The sequence below is a fragment of the Romboutsia sp. LXY-2 genome (assembly GCF_056171995.1).
In genome coordinates this window covers 871,070-897,161 of sequence record NZ_JBKFGI010000001.1, presented here as the reverse complement: position 1 = coordinate 897,161, position 26,092 = coordinate 871,070, and the positions used below count along the sequence as shown (strand labels likewise).

28 protein-coding genes are annotated in these 26,092 nt (G+C 28.3%); 23 read left to right on the top strand and 5 right to left on the bottom strand.

The window, feature by feature from the left end:
- The first annotated feature begins 30 nt into the window (after nucleotides 1-30).
- The 12 genes from ACI48P_RS04380 (at nucleotide 31) to ACI48P_RS04325 (ending at nucleotide 12,417) form a co-directional block, all read left to right on the top strand.
- Complete coding sequence (locus ACI48P_RS04380) at nucleotides 31-840, top strand: type I phosphomannose isomerase catalytic subunit (RefSeq protein ID WP_475213832.1); 810 nt, start codon at nucleotides 31-33, stop codon at nucleotides 838-840.
- A 299-nt stretch (nucleotides 841-1,139) separates the two neighbouring features.
- On the top strand, nucleotides 1,140-3,638 hold the full coding sequence (locus ACI48P_RS04375) for a heavy metal translocating P-type ATPase (protein WP_475213830.1): 2,499 nt from the start codon (nucleotides 1,140-1,142) through the stop codon (nucleotides 3,636-3,638).
- Nucleotides 3,639-3,689: 51 nt separating this feature from the next.
- Nucleotides 3,690-3,896, top strand: coding sequence for a heavy-metal-associated domain-containing protein (locus ACI48P_RS04370; protein WP_475213828.1), 207 nt, complete (start codon nucleotides 3,690-3,692; stop codon nucleotides 3,894-3,896).
- A 165-nt stretch (nucleotides 3,897-4,061) separates the two neighbouring features.
- On the top strand, nucleotides 4,062-4,403 hold the full coding sequence (locus ACI48P_RS04365; protein WP_475213826.1) for a hypothetical protein: 342 nt from the start codon (nucleotides 4,062-4,064) through the stop codon (nucleotides 4,401-4,403).
- A gap of 293 nt (nucleotides 4,404-4,696) precedes the next feature.
- Nucleotides 4,697-4,954, top strand: a complete 258-nt coding sequence (locus ACI48P_RS04360) for a hypothetical protein (protein WP_475213824.1) — start codon at nucleotides 4,697-4,699, stop codon at nucleotides 4,952-4,954.
- Between the two features lie 256 nt (nucleotides 4,955-5,210).
- Complete coding sequence (locus tag ACI48P_RS04355) at nucleotides 5,211-6,515, top strand: HAMP domain-containing sensor histidine kinase (protein WP_475213822.1); 1,305 nt, start codon at nucleotides 5,211-5,213, stop codon at nucleotides 6,513-6,515.
- Between the two features lie 193 nt (nucleotides 6,516-6,708).
- A complete protein-coding gene (locus ACI48P_RS04350) occupies nucleotides 6,709-8,121 on the top strand; it encodes an urease accessory protein UreH domain-containing protein (protein ID WP_475213820.1) in 1,413 nt (470 codons plus the stop codon).
- 42 nt (nucleotides 8,122-8,163) lie between these two features.
- On the top strand, nucleotides 8,164-8,820 hold the full coding sequence (locus ACI48P_RS04345) for a response regulator transcription factor (protein ID WP_475213819.1): 657 nt from the start codon (nucleotides 8,164-8,166) through the stop codon (nucleotides 8,818-8,820).
- 305 nt (nucleotides 8,821-9,125) lie between these two features.
- Nucleotides 9,126-9,452 (top strand): hypothetical protein, encoded by a 327-nt coding sequence (locus ACI48P_RS04340; protein WP_475213817.1) that lies wholly within the window; start codon nucleotides 9,126-9,128, stop codon nucleotides 9,450-9,452.
- A gap of 172 nt (nucleotides 9,453-9,624) precedes the next feature.
- On the top strand, nucleotides 9,625-10,299 hold the full coding sequence (locus ACI48P_RS04335; RefSeq protein WP_475213815.1) for a response regulator: 675 nt from the start codon (nucleotides 9,625-9,627) through the stop codon (nucleotides 10,297-10,299).
- Nucleotides 10,289-11,695, top strand: a complete 1,407-nt coding sequence (locus ACI48P_RS04330) for a sensor histidine kinase (protein WP_475213814.1) — start codon at nucleotides 10,289-10,291, stop codon at nucleotides 11,693-11,695. The genes ACI48P_RS04335 and ACI48P_RS04330 overlap by 11 nt, the downstream gene beginning before the upstream one ends.
- 56 nt (nucleotides 11,696-11,751) lie before the next feature.
- Nucleotides 11,752-12,417: a DUF305 domain-containing protein gene (locus ACI48P_RS04325; RefSeq protein WP_475213812.1), complete on the top strand. Its 666-nt coding sequence runs from the start codon at nucleotides 11,752-11,754 to the stop codon at nucleotides 12,415-12,417.
- A 35-nt stretch (nucleotides 12,418-12,452) separates the two neighbouring features.
- On the opposite strand, the gene ACI48P_RS04320 is transcribed toward ACI48P_RS04325, so the two are convergent.
- Together ACI48P_RS04320 and ACI48P_RS04315 are read right to left on the bottom strand one after the other, a co-directional pair.
- A complete protein-coding gene (locus tag ACI48P_RS04320; protein ID WP_475213810.1) occupies nucleotides 12,453-12,860 on the bottom strand; it encodes a GtrA family protein in 408 nt (135 codons plus the stop codon).
- Nucleotides 12,861-13,037: 177 nt separating this feature from the next.
- Nucleotides 13,038-13,508, bottom strand: a complete 471-nt coding sequence (locus ACI48P_RS04315; protein WP_475213808.1) for a metal-dependent transcriptional regulator — start codon at nucleotides 13,506-13,508, stop codon at nucleotides 13,038-13,040.
- Nucleotides 13,509-13,624: 116 nt separating this feature from the next.
- Between ACI48P_RS04315 and ACI48P_RS04310 the strand changes: the two genes are divergently transcribed.
- The 4 genes from ACI48P_RS04310 (at nucleotide 13,625) to ACI48P_RS04295 (ending at nucleotide 19,712) form a co-directional block, all read left to right on the top strand.
- Complete coding sequence (locus ACI48P_RS04310) at nucleotides 13,625-13,852, top strand: FeoA family protein (protein WP_475213806.1); 228 nt, start codon at nucleotides 13,625-13,627, stop codon at nucleotides 13,850-13,852.
- 25 nt (nucleotides 13,853-13,877) lie between these two features.
- A complete protein-coding gene (feoB, locus tag ACI48P_RS04305) occupies nucleotides 13,878-16,004 on the top strand; it encodes a ferrous iron transport protein B (RefSeq protein WP_475213804.1) in 2,127 nt (708 codons plus the stop codon).
- Nucleotides 16,005-16,366: 362 nt separating this feature from the next.
- Nucleotides 16,367-18,247 carry a sensor histidine kinase gene (locus ACI48P_RS04300; protein ID WP_475213802.1) on the top strand — a complete coding sequence of 627 codons (1,881 nt, stop codon included), beginning with the start codon at nucleotides 16,367-16,369 and terminating at the stop codon, nucleotides 18,245-18,247.
- A 265-nt stretch (nucleotides 18,248-18,512) separates the two neighbouring features.
- The gene (locus ACI48P_RS04295; protein ID WP_475213800.1) at nucleotides 18,513-19,712 is read left to right on the top strand and encodes a CD0519/CD1768 family membrane protein; all 1,200 of its coding nucleotides are present in this window, start codon (nucleotides 18,513-18,515) and stop codon (nucleotides 19,710-19,712) included.
- 130 nt (nucleotides 19,713-19,842) lie between these two features.
- On the opposite strand, the gene ACI48P_RS04290 is transcribed toward ACI48P_RS04295, so the two are convergent.
- Entirely contained in the window at nucleotides 19,843-19,923 is an 81-nt protein-coding gene (locus tag ACI48P_RS04290; RefSeq protein ID WP_475214150.1) for a YvrJ family protein, read from the bottom strand.
- 33 nt (nucleotides 19,924-19,956) lie between these two features.
- Nucleotides 19,957-20,082 (bottom strand): DUF2922 domain-containing protein, encoded by a 126-nt coding sequence (locus tag ACI48P_RS04285; protein WP_475214149.1) that lies wholly within the window; start codon nucleotides 20,080-20,082, stop codon nucleotides 19,957-19,959.
- A 224-nt stretch (nucleotides 20,083-20,306) separates the two neighbouring features.
- Here ACI48P_RS04285 and ACI48P_RS04280 point away from each other — a divergent pair, with 224 nt between their 5' ends.
- From ACI48P_RS04280 to ACI48P_RS04260, 5 genes are all read left to right on the top strand, one after another.
- Nucleotides 20,307-20,915, top strand: a complete 609-nt coding sequence (locus tag ACI48P_RS04280; protein WP_475213798.1) for a zinc ribbon domain-containing protein — start codon at nucleotides 20,307-20,309, stop codon at nucleotides 20,913-20,915.
- A gap of 304 nt (nucleotides 20,916-21,219) precedes the next feature.
- Entirely contained in the window at nucleotides 21,220-21,579 is a 360-nt protein-coding gene (locus tag ACI48P_RS04275) for a GntR family transcriptional regulator (protein WP_475213796.1), read from the top strand.
- 10 nt (nucleotides 21,580-21,589) lie between these two features.
- On the top strand, nucleotides 21,590-22,483 hold the full coding sequence (locus ACI48P_RS04270; protein WP_475213794.1) for an ATP-binding cassette domain-containing protein: 894 nt from the start codon (nucleotides 21,590-21,592) through the stop codon (nucleotides 22,481-22,483).
- The gene (locus tag ACI48P_RS04265; RefSeq protein WP_475213793.1) at nucleotides 22,476-23,237 is read left to right on the top strand and encodes a hypothetical protein; all 762 of its coding nucleotides are present in this window, start codon (nucleotides 22,476-22,478) and stop codon (nucleotides 23,235-23,237) included. The genes ACI48P_RS04270 and ACI48P_RS04265 overlap by 8 nt, the downstream gene beginning before the upstream one ends.
- A gap of 109 nt (nucleotides 23,238-23,346) precedes the next feature.
- A complete protein-coding gene (locus ACI48P_RS04260; RefSeq protein ID WP_475213791.1) occupies nucleotides 23,347-23,889 on the top strand; it encodes a hypothetical protein in 543 nt (180 codons plus the stop codon).
- Nucleotides 23,890-24,140: 251 nt separating this feature from the next.
- Here the strand turns inward: ACI48P_RS04260 and ACI48P_RS04255 are convergent, their stop codons facing one another.
- Nucleotides 24,141-24,398, bottom strand: coding sequence for a hypothetical protein (locus ACI48P_RS04255; protein ID WP_475213790.1), 258 nt, complete (start codon nucleotides 24,396-24,398; stop codon nucleotides 24,141-24,143).
- A gap of 138 nt (nucleotides 24,399-24,536) precedes the next feature.
- On the opposite strand from ACI48P_RS04255, the gene ACI48P_RS04250 reads away from it, so the two are divergent.
- Both ACI48P_RS04250 and ACI48P_RS04245 read left to right on the top strand, forming a co-directional pair.
- Nucleotides 24,537-24,977, top strand: a complete 441-nt coding sequence (locus ACI48P_RS04250; RefSeq protein ID WP_475213788.1) for a hypothetical protein — start codon at nucleotides 24,537-24,539, stop codon at nucleotides 24,975-24,977.
- A 164-nt stretch (nucleotides 24,978-25,141) separates the two neighbouring features.
- Nucleotides 25,142-25,879, top strand: a complete 738-nt coding sequence (locus tag ACI48P_RS04245) for a DUF4184 family protein (RefSeq protein ID WP_475213786.1) — start codon at nucleotides 25,142-25,144, stop codon at nucleotides 25,877-25,879.
- The last annotated feature ends 213 nt before the right edge of the window (nucleotides 25,880-26,092 follow it).

The window sequence follows — 26,092 nt, the reverse complement described above, 5'->3', positions numbered from 1 at the left end:
ATATTAACAGACGGTTATGGAGGACTTTATATGAATGGAATACTAAAATTAAAACCTTTTTATAGTGAAAAAATATGGGGATATGAAGAGTGGAACTTATCTACTCATAGAAATGGTTGTTCTACAGTAGTGGGTACTGGAGAGTCTTTAGCAGATGCTTTAGGAGGAGAATTACCAATATTAATAAAGATAATACAAGCAAATGAAGCTTTATCTATACAAGTTCACCCTGATGATGAATATTCTAGAAAGTATGAAAACGATAACGGGAAGACAGAATGTTGGTACATATTAGATGCTAAGGAAGATGCTACTTTAGTTTGTGGCATTAAAGAAGGATTTAATAAAGATAGCTTTGCGAAAGTTATTGAAGAAAATAAGGTTGAAGAAAACTTAGTTAGAGTTAGTGTTAAAAAGGGAGATATGATATATATTCCAGCAGGCACTGTACATGCTATAGAAGGTGGACTTAAAATATTAGAGGTTCAACAAAGTAGTGATGTAACTTACAGAATGTATGACTGGGGAAGAGATAGAGAGATGCATATAGAGAAGTCTCTTGATGTTATTGATTATGATATGAAAAATAAGGGTGGGATGGTAGAAAACTTTACAAAGCTTGAGACTCCTTATTTTACTGTTGAAAAGATAGATGTTGATGGAAGTTATGATGATAAGGTATGTGGAGAGTTCCATTCTTATACTGTAATAAGTGGGGAAGGGACTATAGAATCAGCTGAAGGTTTAGTTGAATTAAAGGCTGAGGAAACTGTATATATTAAATCTGGTGTTGAATACACTATAAAAGGTAAGATAGAAGTTTTAAAGTCTTACGTGTAAAATTTTAAAGTATTAAGTTTAAGAGTAAAAAAGACATTGTTTAAATACAGTGTCTTTTTTTATGTATAAGAAAATTATAATAGCTTACAATTTATCTAAAATAAAAGAGTGCAGGATAAGTAATATTAGTTTAAAATATTTTTTATATATTTTGGTTGACATTTATCAAAATGAGAGTATAATTAAATTCGTAATATACCCGTAGGGGGTATATTGAAAACAAAAATAAGCGGCTGAAAAAATACAAAGCTTTATAAAAATATAAAGAGTTTTTATAAAAAACTGAAAGGAGAAGCAAAATGAGTAGTACGGTAAAAAGAAGTTATAAAGTAACAGGAATGACATGTTCATCTTGTGGTAAGGCAGCTGAAAGAGCTGTTAAAAAAATCGATGGAGTAACCAGCCAAAGTGTAAATATGGCTACAGAAAAAATAACAATAGAGTTTGATGAATGTAAGGTACAATTTAAGGATTTAGAAAGTGCAGTTAAAAAAGCAGGTTACAACTTACTAGAAGATATAAGTCATAGTAAGATAGATTTTAAAATAGGAGGTATGACATGTGCCTCTTGTGCAAAAGCAATAGAAAGAGTAGTTAATAAGCTAGATGGTATAGATATGGTTAGCGTTAATGTAGCTACTGAAAAAGCAACAATAAGCTATGATGCTACAAAAATTAAGTTAACTCAAATAAGAAATACAATAGAAAAAGCAGGATATAAAGTATTAGAAAAAAATGAAAGTAAAGATTCAAATGTAGATGAAGATAAAATAAGAAAAGAAAAAGAAATGAAGTCATTATTTACAAAGTTTATAGTGGCGATAGGGTTCTCATTGCCATTATTTTATATAGCTATGGGACCTATGATTTCTAAGCCTTTTGGTCCATGGCCAGTCCAAAATGTTATAGACCCAATAGCTAACCCATTAAACTATGCATTAATACAGTTAGCATTAGTAACACCAGTAATGATAGCTGGGAGTAAGTTTTATACAAATGGATTTAAAGCACTGATTAATAAAAGTCCAAATATGGATTCGTTAGTTGCAATAGGTACGTTAGCAGCATTTTTATATAGTGTTTATACAACAATCAAAATGGCTACTACAGATATGCTGATGGGCCATGGACACTACCAATTATATTATGAAAGTGCAGGTATAATAATCGCGCTTATATTACTTGGGAAATATTTAGAGTCAAGATCTAAGGGTAAAACAAGTGAAGCAATTAAGAAGCTTATGGGTCTTCAACCTAAGACAGCAATAGTAATAAATAATGGAAAAGAAATAGAAACTCCAATAGATGAAGTTGAAGTGGGAGATATAATAGTTGTTAAACCAGGTAGCAAGATACCTGTAGATGGTATAGTAGTTGAAGGTCATACTTCAGTTGATGAATCTATGCTTACTGGTGAAAGTATACCTGTTGAGAAAAATGTTGGAGATAAGGTGACAGGAGCAAGTATTAATAAAAATGGAAGTATTAAGTTTAGAGCAGAGAAAATAGGTGCAGATACTGTACTTTCTCAAATAATAAAGTTAGTTGAAGATGCTCAAGGAAATAAAGCGCCTATAGCTAAGTTAGCAGATACTGTATCTGGATATTTTGTACCAGCGGTTATTGTAATATCTTTAGTGTCAGCATTACTTTGGTTTGTAGTTGGAAGTAAGGATTTAGAGTTTGTTCTTACAATATTTATATCAGTGCTTGTAATAGCTTGTCCTTGTGCATTAGGTCTTGCTACACCTACAGCAATAATGGTAGGCACAGGTAAAGGTGCAGAAAATGGTATTTTAATAAAAGGTGGGGAAGCTTTAGAGTTAGCTCACAAAATAGATACTATAATTTTTGATAAGACAGGTACTATAACAGAAGGTAAACCTCAAGTTACAGATATTATAGTGACTAAAAATGTAGATAAAGATTATTTATTAACTATAGCAACAAGTGCAGAAAAAGGATCAGAGCATCCACTAGGTGAAGCTATAGTAAGATTTGGTGAAGAAAAGAAAGTTAAATATTTAAAAGTTGATGAGTTTAAGGCTATACCTGGTCATGGTATAGAAGTAAGTATAGATAATAAAAATGTATTACTTGGAAATAAGAAGCTTATGGATGATAGAAATATAAGCTTAGGAAAGTTAAAGAACAAGTCTGATGAATTAGCATCACAAGGTAAAACACCTATGTATATAGCTATAGAAAATGAGTTAGCAGGTATAATAGCTGTGGCTGACGTGGTTAAAGAAAGTAGTAAAAGAGCTATAGAAAAGTTACATTCTATGGGAATAAAGGTAGCTATGGTTACTGGTGATAATAAGAAAACAGCAGAGGCAATAGCTAAAGAAGTTGGAATAGATATAGTCTTAGCTGAAGTTTTACCTCAAGATAAGTCAAATGAAGTTAAGGAACTTCAAGAACAAGGTAAGTTTGTAGCCATGGTAGGAGATGGTATAAATGATGCTCCAGCTTTAGCTCAGGCAAATATTGGTATAGCAATAGGTAGTGGTACAGATGTAGCTATGGAATCTGCAGATATAGTACTAATGAAAAGTGACTTAATGGATGTTCCAACGGCTATAAAATTAAGTAAAGAAACAATGAAAAATATTAAGCAAAATCTATTTTGGGCATTTGCTTACAATACAATAGGAATTCCAATAGCAGCAGGTGTGTTATACATCTTTGGAGGATCATTATTGAATCCAATGTTTGCAGCAGCTGCGATGAGTTTAAGTTCTGTATCAGTAATAAGTAATGCACTTAGATTAAAGAGATTTAAACCTTATAAGTAATAAATAAAAATAATCGATAAAATATAGTGACGATAAAAGGTGATTAATAAAATGAAAAAAATAATAATAACAGGAATGAATTGTGGGCACTGTGTAGCTAGAGTAAGAGGTATGTTTGAAGATTTAAAAGAAGTTAAATCTGTGGAAGTTAATTTAGAAGAATCTTATGTATTATTAGATAGTACTTTAGATAATTATGAAATAGTTAATTTATTAGGAGATAGATATTTCGTAGTTAGTATAACTGAAGAAAAATAAGGAGGGGATTGGATATATGACTCCGTAAATAACATAATTATCCCATAAATTACACATAGTCATCTCATAATTGTATTTTATAATGTATTTAAGCCCAAGTTACTTGGAATAAAATAACAATTTAAAGATGGTAAATATATTAAAGGTAGTATAAGGAGGTTTATTATGAAAAACAAAGTATTAGGAATATTAGGTCTAGGGGTAATAGTAAGTTCTTTAGGATACACAGCATTTGCCGATAATAAAGAGGTAGGATATGATTTTAGCAATGCACCAGTAAATGTAATTTCTCAAAATAACAATAGTACAGAAAATCCACAATATATGGATAAGATGGATTATGAAGATGACTATTACTTACCGAAAAATAATAATGTAGAAGATAGAGATAATGTAGAAAATTATAACTCTAGAGATGATTATTACTATAATATGCATAAACAATGTGGAGAGTACATGAGAGGAAATTATAGTCAAGAATCTAGATATACAACAGAAGCAAGATAAAAATCATTAAGTTAAATGAATTTAATAAGCTATCAAGGATAAATAAGTTATCATGAAATATACCCCCAAATAAGGACTACCTATAAGAGGTAGTTCTTTTATTTTGGGGTATATTTGAAAATCACATATTTATTCTGAAATTACGTTATATTTATTCCAAAGTTTCTTAGTACAATGACAGTGTAGAGAAACATATATGTTTAGAGGTTATTTTTGATATATAGAATTATAAAAATATGAAGATATATATTGAAGGTATATTTAATAATTAATGAAAAATATGGAGGGCTATTATGAAAATGAAAGAAAATAAAAAATCCAAATTAAAGAGACCACTTAAATACATTGGAATGATGGGCATATGCTGTCTACTTCCTATTATTGCAGTCTTTGTACTACCATTACTTGGAATAAGTTTCAGATCTGCTTCAATTGTTACAATGATATCGTCACTGATTTGCCCAATAATCATGGGATTAATGGTGTTTGGATTGTTAAGTGGTGAAAAGGGAAGCAGTTGTTGTAAAAAAGAAGAGGCTATAAAAGAATAATATTTATAGCACTAGCAAATATAATAGTAATGAATTGGGAAATATAGTAAAATAAAATGTGAGTTAAGAAATTAAAATAAGTGTAAGTTATTAATCAAAAGTAAGTATAAGTGATGAAATGAGAAAAGTATAAACTATAATATAAAAATAAGCAATGGTGCAAATAAACATTTTGTAGATAATTAATAATGTAAGTAATTATCTATAAAATGTTTATTGTGCTATTTTAAATAGATTTAGTAAAGTAGGTTGTTATATGAAAAAAATTAAGAGATTAAACTTTCAATTGTTCTTAACTATTGTTGCATTAATTGTAGGAAGTATAATTGCATTTGCAATAGTTATGCCTACTACAAGTAAGTACTTTATAGAAAATAAATTGCTTAGGGATATTTATGAATCTCAAGAAAATTTATTGATGGGGAAAGAGCAAAATAAAGAAGGTCATGATGTATATCATCTTTTATATAGTGACTTTATTAAGAGTATAGACCTTGAGAAAAATAAAGAATTACTTCATCAAAAGTTAATGTATAAAGATTTTTTTGAGGAAGTAGAAGATAAGGTAGAAAAAAGTGGTATAGTTTCTAAGAATAAATATGTTCAAGGAGATGATGTGATTTATTATGTTATTAATAAATCCTATCCTAAAGATGTTTTGATATCTTATAAGATAGACTATAGTAGTCAGGTGATTTCTCATCAATTATTTATGAATATATTAGTAATTGCAGCAGTTACAATGACTATAATATTTTATATATTTTATAAATGGAATAAAAGGTTAATAAATAATTTAAAGGATATTCAAAATAAGTTGGACTATATAGGAGAAGGTCACTTGGAGAAATCAATCGAAGTAGATGATTATACATTAGAAATTGAGGAATTAATGAAGTCATTGGAGACTATGAGAAGAAAGCTTTATGAAAATGAAAAAGTAAAGCAAGATATGATTCATAATATTTCTCATGATTTAAAAACTCCTTTAGCAGTTATAAAAAACTATGCAGAAGGCATAATTGATGGAGTATATCCTTATGGAAGTATAGAGGAAACTGCTCATGTAATTTATAATCAAGCGGAAAGACTAGAAAAGAAGGTTCAGGGTTTATTGTATCTTAATAGATTAGATTATATAAAAGGTCAAAGTGAAGAATATGATAAGTTTGCTATAGGAGATTTGGTAAAAGAAGTTGTAGAATATATGAATGATGTGGAAAATTCTATATTAATGATGGTAGAGGTCGATGACTCTATTTTTATAGGAGATAAAGAAAAGTGGAGAGTAGTAATAGAAAATCTAATAGACAACTCAAAAAGATATGCTAAGAGCAAGATAATAGTTACTGTTAAAGATGGTGAACTTTTAATATATAATGATGGTCCTCATATTGAAGAAAGTATATATGGAAGTATTTTTAATCCTTTTGAAGTTGGTAAAGGTGGAGTGACAGGACTTGGCCTTTCTATTGTTAAAAAGACTGTGAAGCTTTACGGTTATGAGGTTGATTTCAATAATGAAGAAGACTTTGGCGTATCATTTAAAATATTTAAGTAAGAATAGAAATCTTTTAATTAGATAGATATTGAAAAAACTATAAAATATGGATGAAGTAAGAGTAGATAATGCTAATAAAATAAGAGTAGAAAGATTATATAATATTAAAAATCACATAATTGTCCCATAATTACTTTGTAATTATTACAAATTGCTTTGCTAGAATTAAGTTAAAAAAGTAATGGGAGGAATTATGATTAAGACTTATAAAGTAAGTGGGATAACGTGTAGTAATTGTAAGAACATTATAGAGAAATCTATTGGAAAAAGAGATGGAATATACACTATAGATGTTGACATAAAAACTAGGACTTTAAAATTGGATTTTGATTCTAATGTAATTAGTTTATCTGAAATAAAAAGGATTTTAGAAGAATTAGGATATGAATTAGGAGATAAAGTAGAAGATAAAGATGCAAATAAAGATAAAAGAAAAGATAAAAATATAGATAGAATGATTAACCAAGATAAGAAAAAGGTAATTTTACAATTAAGTGTAGCTATAATAATTTTTCTATTAGTAAATAGGATTGTACCTGACTTTTCAAGTATATTAACTACAGGAAGTAACTTAAGTGTGATTATGTTATTTATTGTTGGAGTGACTACTTCGTTCCATTGTGTTTCTATGTGTGGAGGTATTGCTCTGTCACAAGTTATTGGTGATAATAATAACGTAAAAAGAAACATTAGCTACAATCTAGGAAGAATAATTTCTTATACCTTACTGGGAGGTATAGTAGGTTTAATTGGTTCTGGAATAACTTTAAATAACGGATTTTTCTCAGTAGTTCCTATTATTTTAGGCTTATTTATGATAGTAATGGGATTAAATAATGCAGGATTAATATCTTTTTCTGGATTTAGTTTTATGGAAAAGATTAATGTTAAATTATCTAAATTAAGAAATAAGTTAGGTGATGATAAAGGTCCTTTTGTACTTGGATTAGTTAATGGACTTATGCCTTGTGGGCCATTACAATTAATGCAGATTTATGCTTTAAGTACAGGAAGTTTTATAGATGGAGCTATTGCAATGTTTGCATTTAGTTTGGGGACAGTGCCTTTAATGTTAGGTTTAGGTATGTTTATTACTAAGTTATCAATTTCATTTAAAAAATTAGTTTTTAGAATGGGTGGATATTTAGTAATTTTACTTGGTGTAAGTATGATGTTAAATGGGTTATCAACATTAGGAATTAATACAAGCTTTGGGAAAGTGAATAATGATTATGCTCAAGCTGTAATAGAAGATGGTTATCAGGTGGTTAATACCACTGTAAAATCTAGAAGTTATGGAGATATAGTTGTTCAAAAAGATATGCCTGTAAAATTGATTTTTAATGTTGAGCCAGGTACTTTAACAAGCTGTAATTATGCGATAAATATACCAAAGTTTAATATAGGTGGACAGCTTCAAGAAGGAAAAAATATTGTAGAGTTTTATCCTGATGAAGCGGGAACATTTACTTATTCATGTTGGATGGGAATGATAAGAAATACAATTACTGTAGTCGATGGTGATGTTGAGTCTTATGTACCAAGTAGTATAAAAAGTAATGAGAATATGCCTTTTATACCTGGATCTGGATTTAGTTGTCATTAATAGTTAGCTTTATATAGCTATTATTATAGAAAGGAAGTTATTATGAGGGCTAAAATTGGGTTAGTTGAAGATGAAAAAAATTTAAATGATATTATGAAAAGCTATCTTGAAAAGGAAAATTATATGATATTTTCATATGGTAGCGTAGAGGAGGTTTTAGAAAATCTAGATGATGATATTCATTTATGGATTATAGATATAATGCTTCCTGGTAAGAGTGGATTTGAATTAATGGATGAGATAAAGAGGATTAACAATAAGAAACCTATTATTTTAATTTCAGCAAGAGATCAAGATTTTGATAAAATACTTGGACTTGAAAAAGGAGCAGATGATTATATAACTAAGCCTTTTTCTCCTAAGGAGCTAGTGCTTAGAGCGAAGAGGATACTAGATAGATGCTATCAACCTGACGAGAGTGCCAAAATAGGCGATTATGAAGTTGATTTTAAGACTCATAAGGTATACGATAAAGGTGTATTGTTAGATTTATCAAATAGAGAGTATATGCTTTTATGCTTAATGTATAGAAATGTTGGTAGACCCTTTACCAGAGATGAGATACTAAATAATATTTGGGAGAGAGATTATTTTGGTAGTGATAGGGTGGTTGATGATCTTATGAGAAGGCTTAGAAAGAAGATGCCAAATCTTAAGGTCGAGACCATCTACAGATATGGATATAGATTAGAGTTATAGGATTATACATTTAAAAAGTTTAATATATTATTAAATTAAATTAAGTATATAACTTCACAACTTCTTCACATTTAAAGATTATAATAGTAAGTGCGATAAGATAATTAAACCCAAATTGATATAAAACCCTAATGTATCAATTGATTAAATTTTGTTGGTATGAAACCCTAACATATTAACAGAAATATAAAAGGAGTCTTTTAAGGCTCCTTTTATATTTCTATAATTAATTAAGGCATTCATATTTTATTCATAATCTTTATTTATAATTGTCTCGAAAATAATATTAAGAAGGAAGTGTTTATATGAAAAAGTCATTAATAGGAATGTTAGCACTAGGGCTAGTAATAGGCGGAACAGCAGTAGGTTTGGGGATGAAAACATTCGCAAACGAAAAGGAAGTATATGCTAATTCATTTGGTAATAATCTAGCTCCAGCAGCATCAAATGTAAATCAAAATAGTTATACTTATCATAATAATCAGTTTGAAACATTAGATGGTAATTATCCAAATAATCAAAATACAGATCAATATAATACATCTAATGATAATTATTATAGACACCATAATAATTATCCTAATGAATGTTGTGCAAACGTATCTTCAGGAAATTATGATAATATAAATTAATATTTGTTTAGTGCAATAGGACCTAATTCTTAATGATACATTAGGTCTATTTTTACATATAAGTTATTTTTGAATTTTTGACCTTATGGAATAGTTATAGTTAATAAATAAAATATATTTTTAGAAAATAAAGTATAATAAACATACAAACATTAGAATAGGAGAATCAGAAGTGTTTAATATTTTAATAGTAGATGATGAAGAAAAGATAACACAGGTAATAAAGGCATATTTAGATAAGGAAGGATATAACTGTACTGTAGCTAATGATGGAAATAAAGCTATTGAATATTTTTATAATAATAATTTTGATTTAGTAATACTAGATAGAATGTTACCCGATATAAGTGGAGAAGAAATTTGTGAAAAAATGAGGCAAACTTCAATGGTTCATATAATAATGTTAACTGCAAAGATAGGGGATAGCGACAAAATAGATGGATTTAATGTAGGATGTGATGATTATGTATGTAAGCCGTTTAATGTTAAAGAATTGGTATTAAGAGTTAAGGCTGTATTTAGAAAAATGGACTCACAAAATAAGGATATATTAAAGTTTAAGGATGAGGTAGAAATAAATATGTCATCTCATGAGGTAAAGATTCGTGGTGAGTTAGTGATGCTAACTAATACAGAATATAAAATACTTTTGCTTATGGCAAAAAATCCAAATCAAGTATTTGATAGAGAGCATTTATTAGAATTAACAATAGAAGAACACTTTGAGAAATTGGATAGAATTATAGATGCTCATGTGAAAAATCTTAGACAAAAAATAGAGATAGATACTAAAAAGCCAAAAATAATTCAAACTGTATATGGGATAGGTTATAAATTTGGATTATAAATCAAAGAAGCTAAGGCTTAATACTAGATTAATTTTAGCTTTAGTTTCGGTAATAATTTTAGCAATAGTGTTAATAGGAGTATCTATAAATAGTGTCTTTGAAAAGAAGTTCGAGCAATATATTATAAAGAATAATGAAAAAGAAGTTTCTAGTATAATTGATGTAATAGAAGATGAGTATAACAACGGTAACTGGAATGTTAAAAGTATTGAAAAAATAGGAAGAGATGCAATAGAAAACGGAATTTTCATAGATTTATATGATACAGAGAATAATTTGGTTTGGGGAGCTACAGATTATAACAAAGATAGATGTCATGTGGTTAAGGGAAGTATTGAAAGTAACATGAATAATCTGACTCCGAATTGGTCTGGTAAATATGTAGAGCGTACTTTTGATCTTTTAAGTTCAAATAACAAAAATATAGGTAGCATTAAAGTGGGGACATATGGATCTCTTTATTACATGGATGAAGATGTAGTTTTTTTAAGAGAGATAAATAAGGTTATTTTAGGGTTAGGTATTGTGATGACTGTAATAACGATAGTCATAGCAATAGTGATTGCCAGCAAAATATCAAAACCTATAGAAGTTGTATCAAATATGGCAAATGTAATGGGTGAGGGGGGATATAACTCTCAGTTAGATTACAAAAGTAATATTTTCGAGATCGATACTCTTATTAGGTCTATCAATGATTTGGCATATAAATTAAATGAACAAGAAAATCTACGAAAAAGATTAACTACGGATATTTCTCATGAGCTTAGAACACCTCTTACAAGTGTACAAACACATCTTGAAGCAATGATAGATGGTATATGGGAACCCAATATAGAAAGATTGACTAGTGTAAATGAAGAGGTAATAAGACTTACTAGTTTAGTAAATCAATTAAGCAATTTGGCTAGGTTTGATAGTGAAAAAAGTAAGCTTAATTTGAGTGAATTTAATATAGAAAGTTTAATTAAGAATATTGTTTATAATAATCAAGGAAGAGCATTAGAAAAAAATATTAATATAATATTTGATTTAGAAAGTGTAGATGTTTATTTAGATAAAGACAAAATATCTCAAGTTATAGTCAACTTGTTATCTAATGCCATAAGATACACAAAGGATGGTTCGAACATATTAGTGAGAGCATATAGAGAAAAAAATAATATTAAAATACATTTTAAAGATGAGGGTATAGGTATACCAAAAGAAAATCTGAGTCATATTTTTGAAAGATTTTATAGAGTGGATGAGTCTAGAAGTAAGAATACTGGAGGTATTGGTGTGGGGCTGACTATTGTAAAATCAATAGTTGATTTACACAATGGGAAAATAGAAGTTAAAAGCAAGGTAAACCAAGGGAGTGAGTTTATTGTAAGTTTACCGGTTAGAGATTAAATAAAGTAATTTAGGGAAAAATAACACAGACTAATAATGATAATAGGAGGATAAATATGAAGAAAAGGTTAATGATTTGTATTACTTTAATATTAGTTTGTGGATTTACTTTCGTGGAATTTAATCAAAAAAGTAACATTGCCTATGCAGAAGACAATCTTAAAAAGTACTTAGAAGAGCAAAAATCAGAAATGGATAAAGAAATGGAAGGCATGAAAAATATAGTACATACAGGTGATGCAGGAATTGATTATTTATATGGTATGATCCCGCATCATCAGGCTGCAGTTGAAATGTCTAAAAGCTTGCTTAAATACGGTGGTCAAAATCTAGAATTAAAAAAAATAGCTGAAAATATTATAACTAGCCAGATCGAACAAATAAATCAAATGAAAGATATGATTAAAAATATGGAGTCAAATCTAAAAATAGATAAACAAAAAGAACAAGAGTATTTAAAAGAATATGATGATATGCTTGATAACAGTATGAAGAACGACATGAACAGTGGTGAAATGAAAAACAATGATATTAGTAATATAGATAGTGTTGATAAAGCTTTTGCTACTGAAATGATAAAGCATCATGAGATGGCTGTTGCTATGTCTGAAATTATTTTGAAATTCACTGATAATGAAGACGTAACTAATTTGGCTAATAATATAATCAAATCTCAAAGCAAAGAGATAAAGGAAATGAAGGAAATTTTAAATAATATGTAAAAATAAAAAAAACATTGTCTATTGGCAATGTTTTTTTATTTTTTCTTGTGTTTTATAACTTTTCTCATCATGAAAAATACTATAGGTGTTGAGATAGCAGGTGCTAATATTGGTGATATTACACTGTTAAAATGAAGTATGTTAACAAAGAATATTATTATCCCCATATTAAGTACGTATGCAAATATATAAATTAAAACAGATAAAGAAAACTTAGTTTTTGTGTATTTTTTTTCTTTAAAAGTAAATCTTGAGTTTAGAAAATATGACGCTATAGAGCTAAAAACACTAGTAATCGTGTAGGCTATTACATAGTTTAATTTAAATATTAAGTGTAGAGCTAAATATATTCCTTGAGAAACTAAAAAGTTAGCAAAACCAACTATATTAAACTTTATGTATTCTTTAACTTTTCCTTTTATAAATTCAAATCTGCTTAACATATTAGACTCCTTAAGTTATATAATTATAAATATTATCTGATAAAAAACAATATTTATGTTCTTTATTTTTAACTTAAAGATAAAAATAGCAATTAACAGAAATATTTTGTAAATATATCTAAGGTAGTTACTAATTTGTAATTTTATAGAAGAATAAAAATAAGGACTTTTATGTCCTTATTTTTTATTACAATTAATATTTTCAGAAATATAGCTATTATATTTATCTAGTACATCATCATGTTCTTTAAAAAAATTAACAAAGGTCATTATGCATCCTAAAGTTTCATAACTTAGTGTATGCTCTATTTTTTCTGTTTCATCATGCAGATTGTTAGTTACACCAATAATTCTAAAAAATTCTTCTACAGTATTGTGTCTATCAAGTAAAGACTGACCTATTTTTTCTCCTTTGTCGTTTAATCTAATATCGCCGTAGTGCTCGTGTACAAGTAAGTCTTTAGTTTGAAGTCTTTTAACCATCTTGCTTACAGAAGGTTTTGATACATTTAAAGAACTGGCAAGTTCTACAACTTTTACACCATCGTTGGTAAGCTGTAGCCTATAAATCATTTCTATATAATCTTCTTCGCTGGGTGATAATTCATGTAATTTTATATATTCACCAAAAGTGTGATATTGCCTCATATTATTTCCTCCAAAAAATTGTTAGTCTTATGTAACAAATATATGCTTACTATCATATTATTTATTATAAAAAGTTAGTTAAAGCTAACTTAAATATCATCTTAGGAGGCAGGACTTTGGAAAAATTAGTAAATATTAAAATGGGAACTACTGTAAAAGTAGAGGAGCTTTTATCTGATGGATATATAAGAGAAAGAATGTTAGCTTTAGGACTTACAAAGGGAGCAACTATTGATGTAATAAGACGTGGGGCTAAGGATAACTTAACTTTATACAATATTAGAGGTACAATGATAGCTTTAAGAAAAGAAGAAGGGGAAAAAATAATAGTATCACACATCTAAGTATAATCAGGTAGGGGGGAAGAATATGGGGTTAACACATGATTCAACTAAAATAAAGGCTATGAGTGATATTTTTCATATTGAAAGAAAGGACAATCAATATGTTATAGCACTTTGTGGTAATCCAAATACAGGTAAAAGTACAGTATTTAATACTTTAACAGGTCTTAGACAGCATACTGGAAATTGGCCTGGAAAGACTGTTTGTAGTGCAAGGGGAGATTTTGATTATAACAATAAAGAATATGCTTTAATAGATTTACCAGGTACTTATTCATTATTTGCTGCATCTCAAGAAGAGATTGTTGCAAGGGATTTTGTATGCTTTGGAAAACCAGATGCAGTAATTGTAGTAGCAGATGCAACTTCTTTAGAGCGAAATTTGAATCTAGTTTTTCAGGTTATGGAGCTTACTGATGAAGTAATATTGTGTGTTAATTTAATAGACGAAGCAAAGAAAAAAGGAATTTATATAGATAAAGATGTTCTAGAAAAAGAATTAGGGATTCCAGTGGTACTAACAGCAGCAAGAAATAATATAGGAATAAATGAACTTTTAGATACATTAGATAATGTTGTTAGTAAAAAATATTCTTATAACAATAAAATAATAACTTACAACAATGAAATAGAAGAGAATTTAAGTCTTATAGAAGAGGACTTAAAAAATGCCATACCTTACATCAAATCAAGATGGCTAGGTATGAGATTGATAGATGGTGACAATCGCATATATGATTCTATGGACTCTTATATAGAAGGAGATTATAGAGAGTCGATTGAAGAAATAAAATCTAAATTACCTAAGGATATAGACAAGATAAATATTAGAGACACAATAAGTAATATTAGCTATGAATATGCAAAAAAACTATATAATGAATGTGTAAAAATTCAAGATAGCAACAGATTTAAGAGAGATGAAAGGATAGATAGAATAATAACTTCAAAGACCTTTGGTATGCCTTTAATGTTGTTATGTCTAGGTGTAATATTATGGATTACTATACAAGGGGCAAACTATCCATCTCAACTTTTATCAAGTATTTTATTCTCCTTTGAGCCTCACATGTTTAGTTTTTTACAGTCTATACATGCACCTTTATGGATCTGTGAAATGCTAACTTATGGTATGTATAGATCTCTTGCTTGGGTTGTATCAGTAATGCTTCCACCTATGGCAATATTTTTCCCACTTTTTACATTGCTTGAAGACTTGGGCTACTTGCCAAGAGTTGCATTTAACCTAGACCATTTGTTTAAAAAAGCGTGTTGTCATGGTAAACAATGTTTGACTATGTGTATGGGATTTGGGTGCAATGCAGCAGGAGTTATAGGATGTAGAATAATTGATTCACCTAGGGAAAGACTGGTTGCTATTCTTACTAATAATTTTGTTCCATGCAATGGAAGATTTCCAACTTTAATAGCAGTGGCAACAATTTTCTTTTCATCAACAATTAGTTCATCAACTTCAGCTAACTTTGTTACAGCATTATGTATTACTTTAACAATAGTAGTAGGTATAATAATAACTCTATTAGCATCATATTTGCTCTCTAAAACTTTATTAAAAGGTGTACCATCTACTTTTACTTTAGAATTACCACCATATAGAACTCCGAAGTTTGGTAGAGTTTTGTATTCATCAATAATAGATAGAACTATGTTTGTTTTGTATAGGGCAGTAATAGTTGCAGCACCAGCAGGGGTTATTATATGGATTTTTGCAAATATTTATATAGGCGATGTTAGTATATTGGCATATGTGGCAGGAATATTAGATCCATTTGCAAGGATAATAGGTCTAGATGGATTTATTTTAATGGCATTTATACTTGGGTTGCCTGCAAATGAAATAGTAATTCCAATTTTATTAATGTCTTATTTGGCTACTGGTTCTATGATAGAGCTTGATAATTTTGTTGAGCTTGGTCAAGTTCTTAGGGATAATGGATGGACATATCTTACTGCTTTAAATGTTATGTTGTTTAGTTTACTGCACTGGCCTTGTGCTACTACCTTAATGACTATTAAGAAAGAAACTGGTAGCAAAAAGTGGACTGCAGTTGGTTTTATCTTGCCTACGGTTATTGGAATAGGTGTGTGCTTCATGACAACTACGATATTTAGATTATTTGGATTGGCTTAAATATATAGAATAAAAAACATTGCCCATGCAATGTTTTTTATTTTTGCGATATAAACTGGTGTTAGACGAGGTAGTTATTTAAGTGAATAGCTTTTTAATTTAAATTATTTATAGATGATAAAATAAAAATTGCATTAAAATATAAAGGAGTATGGCATAGAATAAATGAATATATATTAACAAGCATTCTTTGAGGCGGTCAGTTAATATGACAAATAAGCTTATGTTATAATTATATTGGTAATTTATGGGGCGGACTTAGTAATTAGCAGATATAGTAGCAAAAGTAAGAAATAACATATATAAAAAGAAAAATATTACTTCAATTGATTATAAATAGCAGTTTCTTTGGGGGAGGAAAAATGTTAGATAGTATATATAAGAATATGATAGAAGATAGTCCCATTCCGCATATTCATATAAAGCTTATAGATGATAAACTTGGCGACTATGAATCTATAGAAATAATGGGATATAATAAAGCATATAAAAAAAGCTTTGTAAAAAATAAAAATTTTGATTTTAAAAGTTTTATCAGAACTCCAAGAGATGAAAAAGAAAAAATAGCTTGGAATAATATGTTTAAAAGTGCCATAAAAAACAAAAAGCATACTGTGGAAGCATACGTAGAAACTATAGGTGAACACTTAAATATAGATATATATAGCGATAAACAAAATGAGTTTCATCTTAGGTTAAATAGGATTAGTAAACAACATGACAAGCTATCATCTGTTCTTAAAAACTCGCCTTTTGTAGCATGGATTAAAGATAGAGATGGTAGAGTTATAGACGTAAATCAAAAATATTTAGAGTCATTAAATAAGACTTATGACGAGGTAATAGGAAAAACATATTTTGATATAGTAGATGAAGCTAGAGCTAAATTTACAAAAGAGCAGGATGAGCAAGTTATAAGAGAAAATAAAATGTTTAGATATGAAGACTATCTTGCGAATCCATTAAATGAAGATGGATATTATGAAGTGTTCAAATGGCCATATATGAGTGAAGATGAGACTTTTACTTTAGGAACTATAGGTATTGGAATAGATGTTAGTGAAAATGTTAAATTAAGAAAAAAACTAGAAGAAACAGAAGAAAGATTTTTGGAAATAGCTAATAACATAAAAGATGTTATTATTATACAAGATGAGGAAAAGGCTCATTATATAAATCCAGCGTTTGAAAAGGTTTACGGATTTAAACCTGATGAGTTATATAAAGATATTAATAAATGGTATGACTATTGGGATAATATTGAATTTGAAAAAGAGCCAACTCCATTTGAGAGTGATGAAACTTATGTATCAAATTTAAAACTTAGTAAGGAAGGGCAGGATGATAAATGGATATGGTCTAGATTCGTATCTGTACTAGATGAAAATAAAAAAGTAATTAAAAAAATAGGTATTTTAAGTGATATTACAGAACATAAAAGTATGGAAAATGAAGTAGAAAATTTGAAAATGGATTTTATTGCTAATTTATCTCATGAGCTGAGAACGCCAATAAATTTAATTTTAAGTGCTCTTCAAGTTCTGCATTTAAGAATGGATAAACTAGATTTAGAAACTCTTGAGTATTTTACTAACTATTTAAATATAATATCTCAAAATGGAAGACGATTATTAAAGTTAGTAAATAATTTAATAGATACTACAAAATTAGATGCAGGATGTTTTGACTATAATCCGGAAAATAATGACATAGTAAGATATGTTGAGGATATTTGTATGTCTATTTCACCATTTGTAAATACCAATGATTTAGAAATAATATTTGATACTGATGAAGAAGAAAAAATAATAAGTTTTGATCCTGATAACATGGAAAGAATAATTTTAAATTTATTATCTAATGCTATAAAATTTAACAAGCCAAATGGGAAAATTGAAGTTAATATGAGCTGTAAAGACGATATAAAAATAAGTATAAAAGATAGTGGCGTAGGAATACCTGAGGGAAAATTAGAATGTATATTTGAAAGATATGAGCAAGTAAAAAATAAGTTTAAGCAAGAAAAACAAGGTAGCGGTATCGGCTTATCATTAGTAAAATCGTTAGTAGAAATGCATAATGGAACCATTAGTGTAAATAGTGTATATGGAGAAGGCAGTGAGTTTATTATTACACTACCAGACATGTTAACTAATAGTCAAAAAAGTAGTGTAACTAAAGTGCCTGAGTACTTAAGTGATTTAAATAAAATGAGAATAGAATTTTCTGATATATACATATGAATATAGAAGAGTGGACATAAATTGTTCGCTCTTTTTTTGATTTAAAGTTTTTGCAAAGGGTGTAACGTTTTCATTGATTTAGTTAATATGTGAAAATTTTCCATAAATAGAGAAATATATGAATAATACGAAAATTTGAAAGCTAACAATTTTTGTTTATTTATTATCAAAATTAGTATATAATAATAAACAAATAAAATTTTATGTAAAGTAAAGTGCATATAAGTAAAGAGATTCTTTATAAAAAAACAAAGGGGGCGTTTATATGCAAGAACGTATTACAGAAATTGAAAGTGTAGAGAGATTAGAAGGTAAGAATAAGGTAAAAGCAGTAAGTCTGGAAACATTTATATTCTTAGGTGTTTTAGTCTTAGGATTTGGATATGTAGGCAGTGTTATGGGTGCTGGAGTAATGTTTAAAGTAATAATGAATACAGCACATGATTTACTTTTAAACACTGTATTCTTAATAATGGCTATGGCTGTTCTTGCCGGAGCATTAAGTGCACTACTTTCTGAGTTTGGAGTTATATCATTATTAAACAAGATATTTGCAATGTTCATGAAACCGCTTTATGGATTACCGGGAGCAAGTATTGCAGGTGCTTTAGCAACTTACCTGTCGGATAACCCAGCTATAATTTCTTTTAGTAAAGATAAATCATTTACAAAATATTTTAAAAAGCACGAAATACCTGCATTATGTAACTTAGGTACTGCTTTTGGTATGGGGCTTATAGTAACAACATTCATGATATCACAAGGTCAAGAATATGTATTACCAGCAATCATAGGAAATGTAGGAGCAATCGTAGGAAGTATAGTCAGTGTTAGAATAATGTTACATTTCACTAAAAAATATTATAACTATGATGTTAAGTTAGAAGTTAAAAATGAAAAATCAAGCAAAGCTGATGAATATAGAGAAATAAGAGAAGGTAACTTATTCCAAAGAGTTCTAGATGCAATGTTAGAAGGTGGAAAAAGTGGTGTTGATTTAGGTCTTGCTATTATACCAGGTGTTTTAATCGTTTGTACATTAGTTATGTTACTTACTTTTGGTCCATCTACTGATCCAGCAACAGGACAAGCAGTATACACAGGAGCAGCATACGAAGGTATTGCATTACTTCCTGTTATAGGTGAAAAGTTAAGCTTTATATTAGAACCTTTATTTGGATTTACATCACCAGAAGCTATTGCATTCCCAATAACATCTTTAGGAGCTGTTGGAGCTGCAATGTCTTTAGTACCACAATTTATAACTGATGGTGTAATAACTCCTAATGATATAGCAGTATTTACAGCTATGGGTATGTGTTGGAGTGGATATTTAAGTACACATGTAGGTATGATGGATGCATTAAATGCAAGAGCACTTACAAGTAAAGCTATAATATCACATACAATAGGTGGAATATGTGCAGGGGCTTCGGCTCACTTCATATTTATGCTAATAGGCTAATAAAAAAGAGTATGTTTTGTGTCTTAAAAAACACAAAATATACTCTTTTTCTATTTGTAATAAATTATTTTATATTAACAATATTTTTAGGCAGTTCATTTATACTGTCTGTTAACTTGCTTAATTTCCCCTAAATTCTAACTAAAAGATACATAGATAAGGTAATAGGAAAATCAACATTGGCAATAAGACTTTGTATATTACTATCCATTAAATATCACCTCTATAGATAAAAATTATAGGATTACAATACTAAATCGTGAAGAGTAGTGTTACTTTCAACTACTTTAGCTTCTAATAATTCTTCTAATTTATTGCCACCAGGAGAGAAGATATCCTTCTCAATTATAAAGTTCATAACAGTATGTATTTCTTCTTAAGTAACATCCTCTATTGAAGAGTCAACAGTTAGAGACACTCTCTTACAATCATTATCTTTAAAAGTACAGGTAGTGTGAACATATTTTAGTAAGTTAAGACATAAGAAAAATAATAACTTTATGATAAAATGGTAACAAAAGTCGAAATTTGGCATATTTTATATTACAGAGGTAAAATCCTCTAGTATAAATATTAAAAGGATGGTAATGATATATGTCTTGTAAAAATCAAAGCTCAAATGGTTACTGGTGCAAACATAAACCTAGTTCTTGTTCATGCCATAAAGAGCAAGAAGTAGTATATTATAAATGCAAAGAATCTAAAGGTGGATCAAAAAAATGTAATAAATATATCTGTAAGACTAATGAATTAATTGAAGCATTAGAAGATAAAGTAGATAGATTAGAAGACGAATTAACTACAGCTCAAGAAAATCAAGTTTTAGCAGCTGAAGATTTAAATAATAATATAAAACCAGAGTTACAAGCTATAGCTAATGCATTAGATGGATTAAGAAGAGGACTTGAAACAGCAGAAAATGCACTTCAAGGTGTAATTGATGAAATAAACGACGAAGAAAATCCTTATTTAGTAAAAGCAGAAGAAGCTGTAGAAGATGCATTAATTACTCAAGGGCAAATTAATGATATAATAGAATGCCTAGAGCATGCATTTAGAAACTCAGTTAAGTGCTTAAAAGAATCAGGTAGTGGAAGCTGCCCTATATTAGTTCCAAAGCCAAGTTGCGATCATGAAGATGAAGATGACTGCGGATGTAAAAAACATTGGGAAGACGAAGACGACTGCGATTGTATTTGGTAATATAAATTAGATAAAGTGGTTTATAACTAAAGAATAAGTTAAAGGTGATTTCTACAAAACAGAAATCACCTTTTTGCGGGATTATACATTTAGCGATTTTAAAAATTAAAAATAAGCCTGTGTATTAAAATTAAGTTTAAGATACAGGCTTGTTTTCATTTTTTTATAAGTGCAGTTGCATATAGTCGAAAAAATTAATTAAAAAATACAAAAAATAGTTGTAAATTTTTGGAATGTGATACATAATATATAACATAAGGTTAGTTACTTGAGTGATTAACCATCGAAGTGAGGAGGTGTTTCTTTGAAATTAATCTTAAGTGATAATGAGCCTATATTTATACAAATAGCAAAAGCCATTGAAGATGAAATTTTATCAGATGGAATTGGAGAAGAAGATCAAATACCTTCAACAACAGAGCTGTCAAAGCTATATAAGATAAATCCGGCTACAGTACTGAAGGGGATAAACATATTGGTTGACCAAAATATACTTTATAAGAAAAGAGGAATAGGTATGTTTGTAAGTAAAGGAGCGAAAGAAACAATTAAGGGAGCGAGAAAAGAAAACTTTAAAAATATCTATGTAAAAGAGCTTATACAAGAGGCTGGTAAGCTTTCTATATGTAAAGAAGAGTTAATAGATATGATAAAAAAATATTAGGGGTGAGATAATGGATTATGCAATAGAAATTAAAAACTTAAATCAAAGGTTTAAAGATAAAGTAGTTTGCGATAATCTTTCTTTAAATTTTGAAAAAAACAAAATATACGGGTTATTAGGAAAAAATGGAGCAGGTAAGACTACGCTAATAAATATGATTGCTCATCAGCTAATAGCAAAAGATGGTGATATAAAAATAATGGGAAAATCTCCGAAAGAAGATATTAGTGTAATAGATAATATTTGTGTAGTAAGAGAAAAGGAAATAATAACAAATACAAACACAGAGGTGAAAGTAAAGGAAGTACTTAAATCATATTCATATTTCTTTCCAAACTATGATTACAAACTTCAAGATAAGCTTTGTAAGTTATTTGAGATAAGCCCAAAATTAAAATATAGAAAGTTATCAAGAGGGATGAAGACCTCAGTATCTAATATTATAGGAATTTGTTCCAATGCACCTATTACAATATTTGATGAACCTACTGTTGGGTTAGATGCTGTTAATAGAAAAGAATTTTATAGTATATTATTAGAAAGCTATATGAAGGAAAATAGAACTATAATAATTTCTACACATCATATAAATGATATTGAAGAAATACTTGAAAAGGTTGTAGTTATTAAAGATGGTAATGTGGTTATTGATGATTATATAGAAGAGGTGAATCAAAAGTCTTATTATATAAGCGGACATAAGGATGAGCTTAGTAAACTTAGTATTTTAAGGAATCTAAAACCAATTAAGGACTTTGGGAATACCCAAATGTATTATTACTACGGTGAGATTTGTGATAATGATTTATATTTAATAGATAAGTTAGATATTGATTTAGAAAATATGAAGCTAGAAGATTTGTTTGTAAATATTAATAAGAAAGAGGAGAGTTTGTATGAGTAATTATAAGCCTTATTTTAAATACCTTAAAGATATGAATATGAAGATGGTGGCTATATTTTTGACCATGTTATGTGTAAACACAGCTCTATCAATTTTTGGAACAGTTCAAAGTCCACATATTCAAGATGGTGTGATTAATTTTGTAAGCCAGTGTAGTGTAGTTGGTGGAATGGTCTGCGTAGGAGTTGGATTCTTTTATTCATTCTCATTATTTGCATCTACTATGAGTATAAAAGCAGATAGAGTAGGATATTTAAAATCTGCCATTTTATGGGGAGTAATATTAGCAGTAGGGTTAGGCTTATTTAGTAGTGTATTTGATTTGTTGTGTAAAGTAATTTTAGAAGCATGGACTGGTATGCCTGTAAAAATTTATTCGGAGATGTTATGGATTCAAATGGGGAGATTGCAACTAGCTACTAACATTATTAGTAGAATAACTGGTAATATGGCAATATTTTCTTTAGCCTTTGGGGTAGGAGCTATTTGGTATAGACTTAAGGTTAAAACTAGCGTGCTTTTATTTGTTATAATTCCTGTTGCATTTACAGCATATGGTGTTAATTTTGGGATGAGAAATCCTGAAAAAATGGAACAAATCTTAGATTCTATAGTTGGTCCAATACTTTTTGTAATAACTAATCAAGGTATATATATAGGATTTAAAGTTGTTGCAATAATTGCATTTAGTGTTTTGGGTATTAGATTATTAGTTAAAGCTCCAATAAAAGATTATGCAAATGATTTAATATAAAATTTATGGAAAAATAATATCCTTCCTTACTTTAGATAAAAAGGTTTATTGTGAATATAAAGTCTTTAAGTAGGTAAACTTATTATTATTAAGGTAAGGAGGATTCTTTATGAAAAGGAAAAGTATTTATATTGCTATTATTATTATTATTTCATGTTTTTTATCACCTACAATGAGTAATGCTTATGAAATAGATCATTATAGTGAAAATGTGGCACCTATGTCTAAGAACTTAAAGGGAAAAGATGATTATAATAAGATTTTATCTGATATAAATAGAATTAGGAATAACCTTTACGCTATAAATATTAATACAATAACAGGGAAAAATAATGCTCTTAGGCTAAATAAAGAAATCAACTTTCATATGAGTGAATTTAAAAATATTCAAATGCAATTAAATGAACTAAAAAGACAGTACAAAGATTCAAAATCAGATGTGCTTTTTATAGAACAAGTAAACCTTACTATTTCAAACTACAAAATAAGTTTGGAAGAACAGTTGAATTTAATAGAGTTACTTGTAGCTGATGAGAGAGAGGCGAATTCTTTATTTTATTCTGAGCACCTAGGTCATATATATTATTATGTTGCTTTGGGAGATCAGATAATGACATATATTAATAGCTACTATAGAGTTGAATTAAGTTAATTTGGAATATAGAAGTATCATGGTTAAGAATGTTTTAGGGAAAAAGAACTACATAAGAATAAAGAAGAAGGTGAAAATTGCTGTTATAGATTTACCTATTAGCAATGTTTACCTTAATCAAGTAATACTTTATATGTATGAAAAAGTAGTAAGTTAAAAGCTTACTACTTTTTTAGTACAAGGAATATATAATACATCACAATCTATGCGCAACTAATGTGAAACATTTGATGTCAATGTACTGATTATTACTACATTTTGTATAAGACCCATTTACATGTTTTTTTATCGTATCTAAGTTCATAGACTTTTTCATGGTCATCAATCCATGATTGGCATCTATAAACGTAGGCATTTTGACCTGCAAAATTAGTTTCTTTAGTATCCACTACTTTATCTACTTTTATAACATTGTTGTTTAGCTTAAACCTTAGAGGTTTTATGTTGCCAAGTTTGTCTGTAACTGAGATTACATCTATTTCTTTAGCTAGTATTTTAATAAGAATCATCACCTTTCAAAATATAAATTAAGTATATAGATTTGCATTTTTATGTGTTAAATATTTTTCTATCTAAAAATACTATAGCACAATATTCAAGAAAATGAAACATATGTTCTATATTAAGGTTGAGAATTTTATTATAAATTGAATAAATTTATTAAAGTAGAAAATCTAAAAGGAAAATCAGATTTGATGATGCAGGTAGATGAAATAGCTAGAATTAGGAAAAATATGAGTACAGTAAATACAACGGCTGATGCAAGTGTTGATAAATTAAATAATATAGAATTATATATACAAAATAATTTAATAGAACTTAATGATGTAAGAGCTGCATTAGAAAGGCATAGAGCTTTTTACAAGAATTCATTTGCGGATTTATATTTCTCTGAGGAAATTCAATTTATAGTTGATAGCTATATAATATCATTAAGACATCAACAAAACTTAATTAAGCAATTAAAAGCAGATAATGCAGATTCAAAAAAATTATTTGAGTCGGATTATTTGACTTCTACATATTATTACATAGAATTAGGAGACCAGATGTATTCATACATAAAGGAATATATTTCAATTCAATAGGTTGTTAGGTATAATCAATTTATTATTGATGGATTATGTGATTGGTCATGTTATAATTAGAATACTAACTGTTGTATGATACTAACCACTATTTATTTTTAAACAGTGGTTAGTATCATACAACAGTTAATAATTATAACAGATTTATGAGAGGAGAATAAGTTATGCCATTTACATTTGCGCATCCATCTATTGTGTTGCCTTTAAAAAGTAAATACTTTAATTTGAGTGGTTTAATACTAGGGGCAATGGCTCCAGATATAATATATTTTGTATTATTTAGTCCAAGCAGTAATTTGGGGCATACATTATGGGGGTCCATATTATTTAACTTACCAATGTGTTTTTTATTAAATTATTTGTTTTATAAATATATACAAGAGTTGTTTATATTTACTTTACCTAGGTTTATATCAGAAAGATATATGTATATGACTAGAAATAAAAATGATATTTTGAAGTTTACATACTCATGTTTAGTTGGAATGGCTACACATGTGTTTTGGGATACATTTACTCATAGTAGTGGATTTTTTGTGGAGAATATTGATTTTTTAAGAAGTAGTATTGTTTTATTTGGTATGAGTATTCCAGTTTATAAAATACTTCAGCATGGTAGTACTATGATTGGATTTTTAGTTATTTTTATTTATATTTATAAAAATAGAGATGTTGGAAAAAAATCATATTACTTAAAGATGAATAAAAAGAGGGTTTGTTTAAGTATAGTATTTGTTGCAGTTATGATTATGGTATTAGCTATTAGTATTTTCTTAAAGACCAAAGGATACGTTGGTCTTGGGAGAATAGTGGTTACATTTATAAACAGTGTATTTTTATCATACTTAATTGTAGGTATTGTTTTTTATAATAAAATGAAAAAAACTATCACAAATAAATGATATTTCATATAAAAGGATAAATGGTATGTACAATTTAACCTATTTAAACAATAAACAGATTAAGGAAATAAAAGCTTGTAATATATAAAATCTTCAAGTGAAGTAATATAAACACTTTCAGCCTGAAAATAAACTTTCAATAAAATTGGCATAAATATTGCTTTAATAAAAATAATAATCTGATTGTATCAGACAAGTTCAAATTATTATTAC